Source organism: Gaoshiqia sediminis, from assembly GCF_025907915.1.
GTDB classification, from domain to species: domain Bacteria; phylum Bacteroidota; class Bacteroidia; order Bacteroidales; family Prolixibacteraceae; genus Gaoshiqia; species Gaoshiqia sediminis.
Genome location: NZ_JAPAAF010000008.1, coordinates 55,921 through 73,637 on the forward strand (window position 1 = coordinate 55,921; position 17,717 = coordinate 73,637).

Consider the following 17,717-nt stretch of genomic DNA (forward strand, 5'->3'; position numbering starts at 1 on the left):
TGAATATCTGTTAATCTAATTAATACCCAATTTTGCCTGGTAAGCCTTCAGTTCTTCCAGCAAATTGCTCTTCACATGAATGAAGTTTTCAATGCCTTTAGCTTTCAACTCATCCGTGCAGGCAGGAGCGCCGGCAACAACAAAGATTGCTTCGCCTTTAATGGCTTCGAAAGCAGCTGGGGCCAATTCAGCATATTCATCATCAGAACTGCAAAGCACCACGATGTCGGCACCGGCAGCTTTAGCAGCAGCCACACCTTCTTCGATCGTCTCAAAACCGTTATTGTCTTTCACCTCGTAACCGGCAACAGCAAAGAAGTTGCAGGCAAACTGAGCACGAGCCTTGCGGAAGTTCAGGTTACCAATGGTTAGCATGAAAGCCAGCGGACGTTTATTGTCTTTAGCGAAGTTATCGGTAGCAGCACGCATTTTTTCAAAAGCCTGTGCACCACGGTATGGTTTCAGCGTTTCAATTTCAGCATCTTCGGCAGTTAAATCCTGTGCCTCAAAAACAGATGCGTCAACTGAACCTTCTATTTTTTCGGTGAAATTCGGGAACTGGTTTACACCCAACAGGTTTTCACGACGGGTAGCCACGTTCAAATCGCGTTTTGCCGCCATCGCTTTCACTTCAGCCTGAATAAAACCTTCTTTGGCAGCTGCCAGGAAGCCTCCTTTATCCTGAATGGCGAGGAACAATTTCCAGGCTTCGTCGGCGATTGAAGCAGTCAGCTCTTCCACATAGTATGAACCGGCAGCCGGGTCAACAATCTTGTCGAAGTTTGATTCTTCTTTCAGCAACAACTGTTGGTTGCGGGCAATCCGATCAGAGAAAGTTGTTGGCTCTTCGTAAATGGCGTTGAACGGAAGTACCGTGATGGAATTGGCGCCACCCAAGGCAGCACTCATGGCTTCGGTTTGTGTACGCAACATGTTTACGTAAGGGTCATAAACCGTTTTATTCCAGCTGCCGGTTTCGGCATGAGCATTCATCTTGCAGCTGTCATCGCATTTAGGCTCGTAAGCTTTTACGATTTGCGCCCACAACATCCGGGCAGCGCGCAATTTCGCGATCTCCATGAAGTAGTTGGCACTTACGCTGAAATTAAATTTGATATTTTTTGCAATAGCGTCAACCTCCGCACCCGCTTCGGTAACAGCCGAAAGGTACTCCGCGCCCTGGGCCAAAGCAAATGCCAATTCCTGCACAACCGAAGCACCGGCATTCCCGTAGTTTTTAGCATTCACAGCAACCACACGGAAGTTTGGCAAAGCAGTTGTTTTTTCGATCAGGTCTTTTAGTTGAGCTACCGAACCATCTTTGCCGTTTTTCAGGCGGCCATACAGCAGGTAGTTTCCAAATGAGTCGCAAGCCACAGAAGCCACAACCTTAGCCGGGTCCCATTTGCCGGCCAACACATAATCGGCAAAGGCAGCAGCAATTTTGTTGCTGTAACATTTGGCTGCAAAGTTCACTTCAACCGATTCCAGGCAAATGTCTTTCAACAGAACACTCATGTCGGCCACCGTAACTTCAGTACATTCATTAAAAACAAAGCCCAACGAAGTCACACCTTTCATCAAAACGTCCAGTGCTTTCTTGTTGGCTTCTTCCAGATCTTTTACAATGATATTCTGGCGAACATACCAGTCATTGTTGTTGGTTTTGGTTCCGCGCACATACGGGAACTCCCCGGGAAGGGTATCCAGATACTCCAGCTTGGTTAGGTCTTCCTGACGATAAAACGGTTGAACTGAAAAACCTTCGTTTGTCCTCCACACCAACTTGCGGTCAAAATCGGCGCCTTTCAAGTCGGCCACCACCTTTGCTTTCCACGTTTCTGTGCTGATCGGAGGAAATTCTTCAAAAAGTTTGTTATATTTTTCTGCCATAATGTAACTGTTAAGAAAATCAGGGGGCAAAATTAGCTGTTTTTAATCAGCTACATTGCAAAACCCTCAAGTTTTTAACCTTTAAGTAACAAAATTCACGATTTGATTTTCAGGCATTTAAATATGCAGCAGTTTAAATATGTGGGTTTTACGCCTTATTTGTAAACAGTAAAAATAAAAAAGTGATTTTTGACAGTTTTTCAAGGAATTCGGAGCAAAAAAAATGCAGGAAGACCTGACGCAACCTTTAGTGCATTCTCGCCTGAAATACTTGCATTCCCTGAGAATAAGCTACCTTTGGCTGCTGAAACTTCAGGAAAAACCGGATTGCATACACAGCAACACCGATAAGGAAAAGGAAGGCAAGCAACTTTTGCCTGGCTTTCTCCGAAGCAAACCGGAACAAAAACCGTATTACGAAATATGAAAGTTAACAACGAAAAATATACCCTGATAACCGGCGCCAGCACCGGCCTTGGAAAAGAATTTGCCATTGAATGTGCCCGGCGCGGCATGAACCTGATTTTAGTTTCGCTGCCGCATGAAAACCTGGAAGAATTGGGGCAGGAACTCTCGGCATCCTACTCGATCAGGGTGGCCTGCCGCGAAGTTGACCTGACCAACCGGAAGTTGCTGGAAGAGCTGACCGACTGGATCACCGGAAATTTTGCCATCAACATGCTCATCAACAACGCGGGGATCGGCGGCACCCAATTTTTCATCGACTCACCTATCGATTACCTCGACAATATGATCCAGCTAAACATTCGGGCCATGACCCTGCTCACCCGCCTGTTGCTGCCGGAACTAAAAACACATCCGAAAGCTTATATCCTGAATGTATCCAGCCTGGCGGCATTTTCGCCGGTCCCCTTCAAAACCATCTATCCGGCTTCCAAGGCATTCATCCATCATTTTACGCGTGGACTGAAAGCCGAATTGAAAGACACGAACATCCGGGTTTGTGTGCTGAACCCGGGACCGATCATGACCAACAAGGATGTTACCAAACGAATTAACGGACAAAGTTTCTATGTGCGCTTGTCGATTATGAGCCCCGAACGGATTGCCCGCATCGCTGTAAGAAGGTTGTTGCGGGGCCACGCGGTAATCATCCCGGGTTTTATGAACCGGTTCAACGCTTTTTTCATTCGCCTGGCACCCGTTAGCTGGCGCCTCAATGTGGGCACATCCATCTTCAGGCGCGACCTCGGAAAAAGCAAACAGCGATGAAGGTACTGATCACCGGGGCAAACGGACTGCTCGGAAGCAACCTGGCCCGGCAGTTGCTGAAAGCAAACTACGGGGTGAGGGCGATGGTTCGCGAAAATAGTAACTTGCAGTCGCTCGCCGGAGCTGATGTTGAGATGTTCCGGGGTAATGTGCTGGATGCCCGCGACCTGAAAAAAGCACTAACGGGCTGTCAGGTCGTTGTTCATGCAGCCGCCAATACCACCCAATGGCCATCAGACTACCGCTTTTACCAACCCATGAATGTTGACGGCACCCGCTTGTTGCTGAATGAAAGCCGCAAAGCTGGCATCGAACGGTTTATTTATGTGGGTTCGGCCAATGCTTTTGGCCCGGGAAGCAAAGAAAAACCAGGTACCGAGAAGTCGCCATTCACCCACATCCAGCGCCAATCGGGCTACATGCAAAGTAAATACGAAGCGCAGCAACTGGTGCTCGAATTTCATCAACGACACCATTTCCCGGCGGTGGTGGTCAACCCCACGTTTATGCTCGGAAAATACGATGCCAAACCAAGCTCCGGTCAATTGTTGTTGATGGCCCACAAAAAACAGCTGATGCTCTGCCCTCCCGGCGGTAAGAATTTCGTTCATGTGGAAGATGTGGCTTGCGGCATCATCCGGGCCATCGAATACGGGACACCCGGCGAATGCTATTTGCTGGGCGGCCAAAACCTGAACTATGACGAGTTCTTTCGGAAGATGAAGTCGGTTTGCGGTTACCCGAAACAATTGATCCGACTTCCCAAACCGATCATTTCAACGGCAGGATGGGCGGGTACCTTTTACGAACGACTTAGTGGAAACCCTGCCAGACTTAACCTCACCAATGCCCGGCTGTTAATGGCCGAAAACTACTACTCGCCAGAGAAAGCTATCCGTGAGCTGCAACTCCCACAAACACCGGTTGAACAGGCAATTGCAGAGGCACTGGAATGGTTTGGGGAGATGGGAAAGTTACCGTAAATTGAAAATTTGGCAAGTCGAGTTTCCGTATTTAGCTAAAATTGGCAGGTTTCGGGTACCGGATTACCTCACAACGAAAAGGTTTCTTTCACCTTTGGGCCACGTTCAGTCCATTCAACTGTAGCACATTCGGCATAGAAATCGTGCTCAAAAAACAGGATGTAATTCTTTTCAGCAGCTTCTTTCAGGAACGCTTCTTTTTCTTCCATGGCTGTCACCGGGTACAAATCGTACGAAGCCAGCCAAACAATCGGAATATTGGCCGAAGTCGGAATGAAATCGGACATGTACACATAGGTATTATCTTCCACTGCAATAAGCGGGATCATTTGTCCGGGGGTGTGGCCGTTAAATAAACGTACCGAAACCTTGGGAAACAATTCGCCATCATCCTCAACCAACTGCATGTTCCCCTTTTCTTTCAAAAAATTCAGGATCTCAGGATAATAGGCAGCCCGCTCGCGGATGTTGGAAATTCCGGAGTGCTCCCACTGCACCCGGCTGCACCAATGCGTGGCATTCGGAAACAGCAACTTCAGCGTTCCATTATCAGTAAAAACGGCCCCGTTGCAATGATCCCAGTGCAAATGGGTAAAAAGTACATCGGTGATATCGGCGGGGCAGTAGCCGGCTTTTGCCAGCGACCGGGGCAGCGCGTCAGTTTCCTCATGCCCGTTGTTACGTTTCACCTTTTCCGGGTAGTGATAGCCCACTCCGGCCTCGATCAGAATTTTCCGGTCACCCTGATCAATAAGCAAACAGCGCATGGTCAACCGGGTTACATTGTTCTCGTCGGCGGGGTAAACCTTCGACCACATCGGTTTTGGGATCACACTGAAAAGGGCGCCGCCATCGCACGAAAAATGTCCGGCATGTATCGGGAAGAGTTTCATAATTTTTGCCTTGAATGTTTATCTTTGGACTTTCCGCAAAGATAAGGATATGCACATTCATTTTATTGCCATTGGCGGAAGCGCCATGCACAACCTGGCCATTGCCCTGCATAAAAAAGGGTATAAAGTAACCGGTAGCGACGACGAGATTTTTGAACCCTCGCGCAGCCGCTTGGAAAAATATGGCTTACTGCCTGCCCAAACCGGCTGGCAGCCCGAGCTGATCTCCCAAAAACCCGACGTGATTATTCTGGGCATGCACGCCCATCCCGACAATCCGGAGTTGAAACAGGCGCAGGAGCTGGGTTTGAAAATTTATTCGTACCCCGAGTACCTGTACGAGCAAACCAAAAACAAAACCCGCGTGGTGATTGGCGGTTCGCATGGAAAAACCACCATAACCTCGATAGTGATGCATGTGCTTAAATTCAACCAACTGGATTTTGACTACATGGTAGGAGCCAACCTGGAAGGTTTTGACACCATGGTTTCTTTAAAAGAAGACACCAAAATCGCTGTTTTTGAAGGCGACGAATACCTGTCGTCGCCCATCGACCGACGCCCCAAGTTTCACCTCTACCACCCGCACATCGCCCTGCTGAGCGGCATTGCCTGGGATCACATCAACGTGTTCCCTACCTTCGAAAACTATGTGGAACAATTTCAGATTTTTGCGGATGGGGTTGAAGAAAACGGGGCGCTTATTTATTTTGAAGGAGATGAAAACTTACGCCGGATTGCCGGGCAAAGCCGGAATGACATTGACAAACTGCCTTACAGCGAACACGAATCTGTGGTGGAAGATGGCATAACCTATCTGAAATTCAACGACCGGGAAATTCGCCTGCATGTGTTTGGCGATCACAACCTGCAAAACATTGCCGGAGCCAAGCTGGTGTGCAGCAAAGTGGGCATCAGCGACGAGCAATTCTACCGGGCCATGACCAGCTTTAAGGGAGCTGCCCGTCGATTGGAAGTGCTTTCTGAAAATGAAAAAACCACTGTTTTTTACGATTTTGCCCATTCACCTTCCAAACTGAAAGCCACTACGGCTGCTGTTAAAAAGCAATTCGACAATCGCCAATTGGTGGCCGTGATGGAATTGCACACTTACAGCTCGCTGAAAAAGGAATTTCTCCCCCAATACGGAGGTTGCATGGACGAAGCCGATGAGGCGTTTGTATTTTTCAACCCCAAAACAATTGAACACAAACGGCTGACGCCAATTTCAAAAGAAGAAGTGGCTGCTGCCTTTAGCAAACCGGAGTTGCATGTTTTTACCGATCCTACAGAACTTTTTGACCTCCTTCGGCAAAAAGATTGGCAAAATAAGAACCTGTTAATCATGACTTCAGGAAATTTTTCGGGGCAGAATTTAAAAGAATTTGCAATCGGGCTAACCGGAAATCCGATCCGGTTTGGAAATGAAAAATGGATCAAACAACAGGGTACAACCATGAACTAAACTTATTTCCATGAAGAAATACCTCCTCTGTTCATTGCTGTCGGTAACCATCCTGACTGGTTACCCACAGGATAAAGATCAAAAGCGTTGGAAGAAAGCCCGGAAAATACACGAGCAAACCCTGACAATCGACACGCATTCGGATACACCGCTGCTCATGCTGAAAAGCGGGTTCGATTTGGGTGTTAGCCACGAAAGCCCCGCCAGCCGGGTGGACTTTCCCAGAATGAAAAAAGGCGGACTGGATGCCATGTTTTTTGCCGTGTTTACCGGACAAAAACCACGAACACCGGAAAATTATGATCAGGCTTACCGATTGGCACACCAAATGCTCGATTCGATTTATTCAGCCGTGGAGCGCAACAGCAGCATGGCGACTATTGCCCTTACTGCCGATGATGCTGAAAAAATTGAGAGAACAAGCAAACGTGCCATCTACATCGGAATGGAAAATGGCTTTCCGCTGGAAACTAATTTGAACCGGGTGCAGGAATTTTACAACCGGGGTGTTCGTTACATTACCCTCTGCCATTCGTTTCACAACGATCTGTGCGACGCGTCAAGCGATGGCGAAAAGCCCGAGCACAACGGGCTGAGCGCATTTGGCCGCGAAGTTATTGCCGAGATGAATCGCCTGGGGATGATGATCGACTGCTCTCATATCTCAGATAAATCATTCTACGATGTCATTCAGCACAGCAAAGCGCCGGTAATTGCCTCGCATAGCAGCGTGCGTGCGGTTTGCCGCCACGACCGGAACATGAGTGATGACATGATCAAAACACTGGCCCGGCATGGTGGCGTCATCCAGATCTGCCTGTTGGACGACTACGTAAAAACACCCGACACAACAACTGTTCGCTACCGAAAAGCCCAGGAATTTTACCACATTTACCGCCACGAACTGAAAAATATGACAGACACACAACGGTCGGACTTTTACCAGTCGTGGGATGAATTTGAGCAGCAATACCCCAAAGCACTGCCAACAGTAGGCGATTTGGTTGACCACATCGATCATGTAACCAGCCTGGTTGGGATCGATCACGTGGGCATTGGCAGCGACTTTGACGGCGGCGGCGGTTTGGCCGATTGTACCGATGTGAGCCAGTTTCCGAACATCACCTTCGAACTGCTGAAACGCGGCTATACAGAAGAAGACATCAAAAAAATCTGGGGAGGCAACCTGCTGCGCGTTTTCCGGCAAGTAGAGACGGTGGCCGGAACGCTGGCAGAGAGCCAAAGGAACTGACAGAAACGACAAAAATCCGTCATCTTCCTCTTCGAAATCAAATTTTCATCAACCCTTTCAGCTTCTCGCAATAGGCACGCCCGGAAACAAGACGGGACTTATTAATATCGTCCATTTTGACGATGAACTTACTGCCGTAATGTTTATTGAATTCCTTAATCCGGTTCGTGTTAACCAGCAAGGAGCGGTGAATCCTCAGGAAACTGTCTTCCAGTTTCATTTCCAGGTTTTTCAGCGAAAGATCACACAAATAGGTTTTCCCATCTTTTATATGGATTGACACATATTTGTCTTCGGCCGAGAAATAAGAAACATCTTCAATCCGGACAAAAAGCATCCGGTCGCCCAATTTGACCGGGATGCTTGTAATTTCTTTTTTCTGTTTTTGTCCGAGATAATTTTCAACCATCTCCAGCAATTCCCGCTTCCCCGTCTGCTGGTTTAGCAAATTAAGCTTTTCAATCGACTTCCCGATGCGTTCAGCTTTCACCGGTTTCACAATATAATCGATACTATTGGTCTCGAACGCCCTGAGAGCAAACTCGTCGTAGGCCGTGCAAAAAATGATTACTGGTAAGTGACTCGTTTGTTGCAAAACTTCGAACCCGTTTATGCCTGGCATCTGAATGTCAAGGAACAACAGGTCTGGCTTTAGCCGGTCAATCATTTCGCGGCACTCCAGCCCGTTTTGTGCTTCACCAATTAGTTCAATTTGGTTGGGATATATCGATAATAACTTGATCAACCGGGCACGGGCAAGTTGTTCATCGTCGGCTATCAGTGTCCTGTATCGAGAAGGTGCTTGTGCCATCATGGGGACTTGCTACTCGTTGATATAATTCATCAATAGGGTTTTCAACTGCGAATTTTCCATATGCCCCAAATGTGGATTAATCACCTGCCCATCCTTGCCAACCAAGGTGTAATGCGGTATTCCGGAGATTTTAAACTTGTCGCTCAGAATATTCCATTCGTCTTCCGACACCCGGTAATGTTCGCCGCTGATACTCGGAATCATATTATCGTACGTTCCTTTTGGCGAACTTTGATTGGTGATATAAACAAAAGCCACATTTTCATCTTTCATCTCTTCTTTCAGCGGCTTAATTCGTTCGATACCCGACCGGCAGGGGCCGCACCAGGTTGCCCAAAAATCAACATAAACCACTTTCCCCTTATATTTCTTCATGATGGACTCGAAAACATTGTCGCCTTCATTTTCAGGGACATCATTTACGTTTGCCACCGCCAGTTTTTTGTTCTCCTCAATTTTTGTCCTCGTAGCTTCATTCATCAAACCAATATAGCGGGCAATAAACGGAGTGCTGACCTGAGCTTGCATCTCTTTTAGTCGTTCATCCGAAACGGGTGTCATTTCTGAAACAATCGGGCGACAATATTCCTGCGAAAGCATTACATCGGTCGCTAATCCAGGTTGAATACCCAAAACGCTTTGGATCTTTTCATTCCGGGTTTCTATCCTTCTTTTTGCAAATATGCCACTCACAAAAGACCTGTGGTCCGTATGAAACTTGTTCAGCAAATCTCCTATTTCTGATTGAAGCAGGCTTACTTTCCTCACTAAAGGTTGGGAGGCATGCTCTTTCCAGGCAGCAAGATATGCCTTGTCCTCCTCCGTCAGCTCAACATGCTGCCCGATTAAATATTCCTCCACCATCTCGGGCGTAATGGCCTTGCCACGATTCTCCTGATAAAATCCCTGTAACTTGTCGCCATAATTTTTCTGAAAATTTCCAGCCTGCTCTCCATATTTCTCCTGAAACTCTTCTTGGAGCTTTTTAAATTCAGGCGAGTCGATTTCCGTCAAACGGGCAGCCATTTCCTCTTCTTCAGGTTTTAACTGATAGCCCGTCTTTTTCAATTCATCAAGAATATCCTGTGTCGTCAAACCAATGTTCGATCCATTCTCTCTTAAAATATCCAAGTACATCAGCCGGTTGATGAAAAAATAATACTCCCCGGTCAAAACAGCCAATGGATTATTTGCAAAATCACTCGTTAAGAAGTCATAGTAACTACTATCCGGCTTTTCGGGTTTAAAATCAATTTCCCATTGATCTCTTGGGATATTGTTTTTTGCCCGCCAGGCTGAAACCTTCTGCATATCATAGCTCAAAAGTCTTTCGGCGTTCCGGTAGTCAAACTCCAGACTTTTCACCTGTTTTGCTTTGGCACTCAGCGGGTATTTTTGCCCGTGGTTTGCCAACTCATCGTAATCCCGCTGTTTTAGTTCATGGCACCAGGCTTTGTATTGTTCAGGTGAAAAATCCAGTATTTTTTCCTGCATTTCCTGATAATTAAAATTCCGAATATCCTTTAGTTGGAACAAATCAGTATTTATCCGGGAGCAATCCCCCATAAACAAGACCGGATTTTCCGGGCTGTTGTCGTCAAAAAGCTGAAAAGTTGTTTTACCCGGCTCAAGAAAAACTGAGCCATAAAAAAATGGTAAGCGAATAAGAACATTCTGCAAGTTACAATTTGGGAATTTCGCCTCGAAACTACCGTCTTCAGCAATCCTGATTAAGTGGGAAATCTGATCGCCCACAATCGCATCATTCACATAAACCATTCCTGTGCGCTGCGAATAGCGTGGACTAAAATTACGAATGTAACCGCGATAAGTGACCGTGTCCACTTTAAAGACCGATGATTCAAACAAGTCCTCATCGGCCGGAATCACTGATTTATCCGGCTGGCTTGAGCAAGCAGCCATTGCAGCAGGCGATTCACCAATCATGCAAACCGAGTCGTTAATCAGCTGCGTGTAAATATCCAATTTCTTTGAGTCGTTTTTCAGCACAATTTTAGCAATCCCGTCCTTTTCTGAATATGAACCATATTTCCACACCTGGCTATTGTAAATAGCAACAGAATCAAAAAAGCTGATTTCCCATTGCGCATTGTCATTTCGAAACCAGTTACCACTCAGCTTCTCAGGAAGTACCGATTGAAATAATTCGGGCTTCAGCTGGATATCATAAATAAACCAGCTGCCGCCATCGTTGGCTTCACCGTAGTCGAGTTTGGCAACAGCCGCATCAATTTTAGGGAATACCAATTTGTAGCTCACTTCGCCAGATTCGGGCATGATAAACCTTTCGTTCACCGGAATGCCGTCGGCTGAAACGATAAACAGTTTCTCTGGTGAGCCAACCGGCTGAATAAACGATTGGTCAGGGATAAAAATCCAGTTGCCTGGCGTATAGCGAACATGAAACCAGAGTATCGTCTCACTATCAAGCAGTTCAACTTTATTAAGTTTTACATTGGAAGCGGTGCTCATCCCGATTTTGGGACTTTCAACAACAGTTTGGGCGAAAGTAAAAACACCCATGACCACGGAAAAGGCCAGGAGGAAAATTCGTTTCATTAAAAATAATTTAAAGGTTGATGGAGATGTATTATTTTTTATGTAGAACCAAGTTACTTCATCAAAAGAACATAATCACAATTTCATGGCTTAAATTAAGCTTTTTTAACATTGTCCGAATTTACAGGCAACTGAATCTCAATGTACTTATCCTCTCCATTCTTCCACGTTATCGAAGCTTCTTCACCATAAAGCAAAGAAATCCGCTCCTGCGTGTTCCGGATCCCATAACCACTTAGAGGGCCATCCGGAAAGGCGGGGCCATTGTCAGCTACCCGGACAATTAACAAGTTATGCACCTCGGCAACAACAATCCGGATAAGCCCATTACCTGTAAGGAGCGATAATCCATGCTTGATGGCATTTTCGACTAACGGTTGAATGAGAAGTTGCGGGATTTGAGTTTCCATAAGCCTGGAAGGGCATTCGATGTCAAAATGAAGCCGTTCGCCAAACCGCACTTTTTCAATTTCGAGATACGTGCGGATAGCTGTTAGTTCTTCGGCGAGTGTGTTAAAGCTTTTTTGTTCCCGATTGATAGCATATCTGAAAAAGTCGGAAAGTGCTAAAGCCATTTGCTCTGCTTTACTGGCATCAGCAGTTGCTAAACTTGCAATCGAATTGAGCGCATTGTACAAAAAATGCGGATTGATCTTCGCCCTTAGCGACTGGAGTTCTGCCTGTTTGTGGAGTTCGTTTACCTTGGCCAGTTCCAGATCCTTTTTACGAATAATACGCTCCGATTTTTTTCGGTTGAAAATGAAAATCGACCGTCCAAAACCCATTAATAAAACGTAAAGCAATGCCCCTGCCTCCGCTGAAAAATAGATTGAAAAAGAGGGCTTACCCATTGGTATTAAAAATGCAGACAGCAAAATAAAAATGGGCACAATCAAAACAACGGTAAGAAAAGGAACAATAATCTCCAGATAAACATTCCGGCTACGTGTTAGAACAGCCCGCTCAATAAGGAAAATCAAACTGGTTACAATCAATCCAATCGAAAAATGAGCAACGATGATCACGAATATTATAGAGAACGAATTTGAGATGCCTGGCGCGTTACTGACAGATGCGAGCAGAATGACCATGATGTAAATCAAGCCACCCATGACAACCAACAAGCCTTGTTTCAAAAAAGGAACGAATGAGTAGTTGTGCTCCCTAAACTTCCCAAGAAGCGACATGAATATCAGGAAGGACAGCGAAAACAATAATGCAAACAGGTTGACAAGTATCCGGAGTGAATACGCTTTCAGGATGCCAGGTGACATTTTTCTGGAGCTACTTGCATTGTTATCCTCGTATTTTCGAGAATAGAGCTCTTTGATAATCGCAAAATCAACCGGGTGGAAGGTAATCTTTTGAGGGTCAATTTCCGAAAATACAGACCCGCTGATGGGATCGGTATCCCCGTTGCCGGCTTTTGGCTTCACTAATGCCCGAAGCACATAAAAGTAAATCAACTTCTTGCGTTCCGTAAAACCTGCTTCTTCAGGAATGTTCAACACAACCGTTCTTTTCACGATCTGTCGGGGATTCTCGCCTTGTTCAATAATCCTGCATTCATCATCGTCACTCCAACGATCATGTATCTCAACGTCAAGATTAGAGGTTCCTTCGGGAAGCAAGTAAACATCCCATTTCTCAATCAAAACATTCAGCGAATCCACCAATTCCGTCATGATCAACGAATCCTCCTCACTTGGATTCCCTCGAAACTGGATCAATATGTTAGAATAATAACGAACCGGCGCACGGTCAGTAAGAAATTTTGCCTGCACCTGCTCTTCGGCAAGTTTATGCACCGAATACCGATTGTTCCCGCCAAACAATAAAAGCATGTTTGAAGAGAACAGTAGCAATAAAATTAACCGTTGCATAGAAGTATTTTTACTTTTGTTCAAAGTAAACCTTTCTTCAACCGATTTAATAGCAAAAACCGATAAACTGCAAATCGGCCAGGATCAACTGCCAGAAAATTGATCGACCATCACCCGGATGTCATAAGAAGAATTTAAAAAAAGGGGAGGCAACCTGCTGCGCGTTTTCCGGCAAGTAGAGGCTGTGCCTGGAACCCTGGCAAAAAAATAAATCAAAAAAAAAAAACCGGACAAAGCCGGTTTGCGAGAAAAAACTATTTGTGTTGGAAAACTAATTCCTGTAAAAAGGCAAGACCAGATATGTGTAGATGGTACATCCTGCACAAAAGGCAAAAGCAAATTCCAGTGCGGCAAAAAACACCAGCACCCCGGCCAATATCGCCGATGCGGTAAACAATTGCATTCCATACAAAAAAGTGAACGCAAGAGTCATTACAAACCCCATGCGGGCCGCGAATATCTTGGGTGCCTTGTCGATCGACTTGGCCGGTAACTTTAACGAACGTACCAGCCAATATGCCAGGCAGCTCAGCGGACTGAATTTCATTTTTGTAAAAGCGCGAATAAAAAAGTCAGCAGCCACAACGGCCATCACCAGAACCGAACTGAAGGCAAATCCAATAATCACCGATACAATAACAAGTACCGCCGTCATACGCGGAACCTGTTCGTTAATTCGCTCATCCGAAATCGGGCAAAATAAATTCTTCATAAACTTTCATCCTCCACTAAAAAATGACTTGTGATGGTCACTATTAATTTTCAGACAAAAATATCTCTTAATTTGGGCTATTTAAAAATATTCTAAATAACACCTGACAGACTTAATAGTTTCTTCATATTTGAAAGAATATCTTTCAACCTGATTATTTTTCGGATACAAAGTCTAAACATGAAAAAAATACGCCCAATTCTGATCGGTTTCATTTTTATACTAAATGCTTCCTGGCAGTCCGAAGCTCGGGATTTAATGCAATTTTTGCAATCTCAGCCCGACCTGTCCGACATTCGCGAAATGGAAGGGAACGGCTTTTTCAACAATTTATACCAGCTAAAAATTCGCCAACCACTCAACCACAACGATACCACAGCCGGCTTTTTCAACCAGCGGGTTTTTGTGGCCGAACGAGCAGTTGACCACCCGGTGGTTCTGATCACCGAGGGTTACAGCGCCGAATATGCGGCCCAACCAAATTATATAAACGAGTTAAGCTTACTGCTCGACGCCAACCAAATCTGTGTGGAACACCGTTACTTTGGCGAATCGATCCCCGATTCCATCGCCTGGCAATACCTAACCGTCGAAAACGCGGCCAGGGACCATCACCGGATCACCCAGCTTTTCAAATTGTATTACAGCGGCAAATGGCTGAATACAGGAATCAGCAAAGGCGGACAAACGGCTTTGGCACACCGGGCCATTTTCCCCGATGATGTGAGCCTGACAGTGGCCTACGTCGCCCCACTGAACTTTGGTGTGCAGGACGGGCGTCACGAATGTTTCCTCGCACAGGTAGGTTCGGAAACATGTAGGAAAAAAATTATGGCTTTTCAACGTGAGATATTAAAAAGGAGGCAGCAGATGGTCGCCCTGTTGAAGAATTACTCTGATGCCAGAAATTACAATTACCCGATCAGCATGGATGAAGTTCTGGACTTTTCAGTCCTGGAATATTCCTATTCCTTTTGGCAGTGGGGGCATGCGGCACATGAAATTCCCGACCTTTCTGCAAACGATCAAACACTCTTTAAGCATTTCGTGAAAATCAGTCCGCCTGATTACTTTTCGCAGGAAGGCTCAGCCCATTACCGGGCCTTCTTCTACCAAGCCGCCCGCGAACTCGGCTATTACGGGTACGACACCGAACCTTTCAGTGATCTTTTGTCCATTGCTTCAGCAAACGGTTATTTAAAACGGTTTATGATCCCCGGAAACCAACCAGTGCCATATCATCCGGAAACCTCGCTGATGGTACATAACTTCTTACAAAACCACGCAAAAAACATCCTGCTGATTTACGGCGAAATTGACCCCTGGTCGGCCAGCGCAGCCAGCGTCCGGAAAAGAGGCAACAACCAGGTAATCGTGTTGCCAGGAGGATGCCACAAAGCCCGGATTCAGGACTTGCCTGTCCACCAAAAGAATAAGCTACTGAAATCAATGAAAAAGCAACTGCATTGAATCGTTGTGGAGCTTTGGAAACCGGCGAAACGCCCGGGAACGGAATTGATCAACAGTTGAATACTTCCCCGAAGTTTTGAACCAGCTTGTTGCTGTCTCTGTTTTACCTAGGATAAGAACAACTTTCAGGCGAACAATCAAATAAACACGGTACCAACCAGCCCAAACCCATATTATGGAAACATTTTATACAACATATCCTGCATCAATACACTCATTTACAAGAGGGTCATACCCTCCCGAACTTTCATCAGAATTAACCGAAGTGTGTTAAAAGTTGTTAATTTTACCTTGCTCAAAAACTAAACATTACTGCTTGATGACTTCAAACCCATTAGAAAGAAGAAGTTTTCTGAAGATGATGGCTGCCGGCCTGGGAAGCACAATGTTGCCATTCGCTTCTTTTCAGGAAGCGCTTGGGAATGACGTACCACAGGCCGCCCCCAAGTTTAAGCTGGGAAGACCGGAATGGATCCTGCACAGCGACGGTACCTTTGATCTGATTGCCGGAAACATTCGCTTGCGCAATTGCCGCCCCACCATCGACGGTCAAAGTATTTTTGTGCGAAACACCTTCATGGGAGACTCGCCAAAGGGGAAACGCATCATTTATGAATTGGATCGCGGCTTTGTGATGCTCGACCTGAAAATCAATAACGGATCCCTTTCGATTGGTGCAGAGCTAAGTAGCATGTCACGTGCTCCCTTCTATTTTTCACCGTTGGGAGAAGGTCGTTTGGAAGGGGCAGACCGCTTCTTTAAACAAGGCTTGGGCTTTGGCGGCCAGTCAGGCCTGTTCCCAATCCAAAAACCCAGCGCACAGGAGTGGGGCAACCGCTTGGGCGAACAGGCCTGGTCGTACGATTCGCACCTGACCACAGCTTTATTGGCCGACAATAACGACACCTTAGTTTTTGGCGCGTACGAGCATTACGACTTCATTCAGAAAAGTACCATTTATAACCGACCTCACCGCAAAGGCCTCCTCGATCGGCACCCCGATAAAGAAGATATTTTCTTTGAGACAGGTTTTGTGATGGAAAATATCCCCCTGAAAGATGATTTCATCAAACTGCCTGATATTTACATCATCCAGGGAAACCTGCCTTTCGAAACCCTGCAGCACATTGCCTGGAACATTTCGGAAAGCATGGTGGCCCGTAAAGACACCAAAACCAGCTTTCACTGGAGTTCGTGGTACGAACACAAACAAGACTTTTCCTTTGAAAAACTGAAAGAACAGCTTCAGACACTCGACAAGCTCTCCCCAAAAATACCGCTACAAACTATTCAGATCGACGACTGCTATTGTGTTCACGGCGATTGGCTGGACACCAACGAAAAATGGCCCCGTTCGATGGAAGATGCTGCCCGCGAAATTTTTCAGCGCGGCTACCGCGCCGGAATATGGGTGGCCCCGTTTATTGTAGATGAAAACAGCAAGCTTTTCCGCAACCACCCCAACTGGCTCATCAACGACCTGGACGGCAATCCGGTACCGCATGGGAACCTTCCCGAGGGGCCGCATTATGCGCTGGATGGCAGCCACCCCGAGGTGCAAAAATACATTGCCCGGGTTTTCCGTGCTTTCCGGAAAATGGGCTACACCTTCTTTAAAACCGATTTCCTGGATTGGGGACTGCGGGACAGTTACAACATCAAACGTTACAACCGGGATAAATCTTCGGTACAAATCCTCGTTGAGGTTCTCCGGATTATCCGTGAAGAAATTGGGGCAGGCAGCTATTGGCTGGCAAGCATCTCGCCTTTCGCACCACTCATCGGGTTTGTTGATGCTATGCGCATATCAAATGATGTGGAAAGCGAATGGACTAACCAGGGCGTGGGCAATATGTTCAGCGAAACATACGCCTGCCAGTACTTCAACAATGTGTATTGGCAAAACGACCCCGACACCATTTATCTGCGCCAGGTAAATAACAAGCTTTCCGACGTGGAGCAAACCACCATTGCCCACTGGAACGGAATTTTGGGAGGCGTGGTCCACACCTCCGACCGCTTTTCAACACTGACAGACGAAGAGTTAAATCACTGGCGCTTCCTCCAGCCACAGGACCGACCGCAAAGCGCCTCCTTGCCCTATTGGGGCCAAAATAAAAAATGCAAAGTAGCTGTTCGTCGTTACAAATCGCCAAAAGCCTGGGGCGTTCTTGTTGTAAACGATACCGATGAAACAGTAAATGAAGATTTTTACATACTTGAACTCAATGGCGAAAAACAATGTTGGGTCTATGAATGGAAACCAGAGACCAGCACTGGCCTGGGCAACCTGGATAAAATCACCCTCAGCCTGAAACCGCACGAATCACAACTGTTATACCTGACCGAAAACAACAACAATCCCCCGTCCGACCTGTCGATCAGCGGCGTCCAACTTGAAAAATATCTGCGTAAACACGATTTGATCGGTTTTAACCAACCCGAATAACCATTATTGCTCCGTTTTATTCATCGCCGACGCGATATGAATAAAACGGAGGTTTTACCCGTTCACCCGCCAATTAGGGGCACAAGTCTT

12 protein-coding genes are annotated in these 17,717 nt (G+C 46.3%); 6 read left to right on the plus strand and 6 right to left on the minus strand.

Going from position 1 to position 17,717, the window contains the following annotated elements; genetic code table 11:
• Positions 1-15: 15 nt before the first annotated feature.
• The gene (gene mutA, locus N2K84_RS07955) at positions 16-1,893 is read right to left on the minus strand and encodes a methylmalonyl-CoA mutase small subunit (RefSeq protein WP_282591262.1); all 1,878 of its coding nucleotides are present in this window, start codon (positions 1,891-1,893) and stop codon (positions 16-18) included.
• Positions 1,894-2,316: 423 nt separating this feature from the next.
• Here mutA and N2K84_RS07960 point away from each other — a divergent pair, with 423 nt between their 5' ends.
• Positions 2,317-3,126 (plus strand): SDR family NAD(P)-dependent oxidoreductase, encoded by an 810-nt coding sequence (locus tag N2K84_RS07960; RefSeq protein ID WP_282591263.1) that lies wholly within the window; start codon positions 2,317-2,319, stop codon positions 3,124-3,126.
• Positions 3,123-4,109, plus strand: a complete 987-nt coding sequence (locus N2K84_RS07965; RefSeq protein WP_282591264.1) for an NAD-dependent epimerase/dehydratase family protein — start codon at positions 3,123-3,125, stop codon at positions 4,107-4,109. The genes N2K84_RS07960 and N2K84_RS07965 overlap by 4 nt, the downstream gene beginning before the upstream one ends.
• 68 nt (positions 4,110-4,177) lie before the next feature.
• Here N2K84_RS07965 and N2K84_RS07970 read toward each other — a convergent pair whose 3' ends face one another.
• Positions 4,178-5,002 (minus strand): MBL fold metallo-hydrolase, encoded by an 825-nt coding sequence (locus N2K84_RS07970; protein ID WP_282591265.1) that lies wholly within the window; start codon positions 5,000-5,002, stop codon positions 4,178-4,180.
• Between the two features lie 49 nt (positions 5,003-5,051).
• Here N2K84_RS07970 and N2K84_RS07975 point away from each other — a divergent pair, with 49 nt between their 5' ends.
• Together N2K84_RS07975 and N2K84_RS07980 are read left to right on the plus strand one after the other, a co-directional pair.
• Positions 5,052-6,467 (plus strand): UDP-N-acetylmuramate--L-alanine ligase, encoded by a 1,416-nt coding sequence (locus tag N2K84_RS07975; protein ID WP_282591266.1) that lies wholly within the window; start codon positions 5,052-5,054, stop codon positions 6,465-6,467.
• A gap of 10 nt (positions 6,468-6,477) precedes the next feature.
• On the plus strand, positions 6,478-7,719 hold the full coding sequence (locus N2K84_RS07980) for a dipeptidase (protein ID WP_282591267.1): 1,242 nt from the start codon (positions 6,478-6,480) through the stop codon (positions 7,717-7,719).
• Between the two features lie 37 nt (positions 7,720-7,756).
• On the opposite strand, the gene N2K84_RS07985 is transcribed toward N2K84_RS07980, so the two are convergent.
• The 4 genes from N2K84_RS07985 to N2K84_RS08000 all read right to left on the minus strand — a co-directional run bounded on the left by N2K84_RS07985 (position 7,757) and on the right by N2K84_RS08000 (position 13,708).
• Positions 7,757-8,533: a LytR/AlgR family response regulator transcription factor gene (locus N2K84_RS07985; RefSeq protein WP_282591268.1), complete on the minus strand. Its 777-nt coding sequence runs from the start codon at positions 8,531-8,533 to the stop codon at positions 7,757-7,759.
• A gap of 9 nt (positions 8,534-8,542) precedes the next feature.
• Positions 8,543-11,113 carry a TlpA family protein disulfide reductase gene (locus N2K84_RS07990; protein ID WP_282591269.1) on the minus strand — a complete coding sequence of 857 codons (2,571 nt, stop codon included), beginning with the start codon at positions 11,111-11,113 and terminating at the stop codon, positions 8,543-8,545.
• A 95-nt stretch (positions 11,114-11,208) separates the two neighbouring features.
• On the minus strand, positions 11,209-12,996 hold the full coding sequence (locus tag N2K84_RS07995) for a sensor histidine kinase (protein WP_282591270.1): 1,788 nt from the start codon (positions 12,994-12,996) through the stop codon (positions 11,209-11,211).
• A gap of 271 nt (positions 12,997-13,267) precedes the next feature.
• A complete protein-coding gene (locus N2K84_RS08000) occupies positions 13,268-13,708 on the minus strand; it encodes a DUF4395 domain-containing protein (RefSeq protein ID WP_282591271.1) in 441 nt (146 codons plus the stop codon).
• Between the two features lie 180 nt (positions 13,709-13,888).
• Here N2K84_RS08000 and N2K84_RS08005 point away from each other — a divergent pair, with 180 nt between their 5' ends.
• Positions 13,889-15,178 carry a S28 family serine protease gene (locus tag N2K84_RS08005; protein ID WP_282591272.1) on the plus strand — a complete coding sequence of 430 codons (1,290 nt, stop codon included), beginning with the start codon at positions 13,889-13,891 and terminating at the stop codon, positions 15,176-15,178.
• 319 nt (positions 15,179-15,497) lie between these two features.
• Positions 15,498-17,627, plus strand: coding sequence for an alpha-galactosidase (locus tag N2K84_RS08010; protein WP_282591273.1), 2,130 nt, complete (start codon positions 15,498-15,500; stop codon positions 17,625-17,627).
• Positions 17,628-17,717 lie beyond the last annotated feature (90 nt).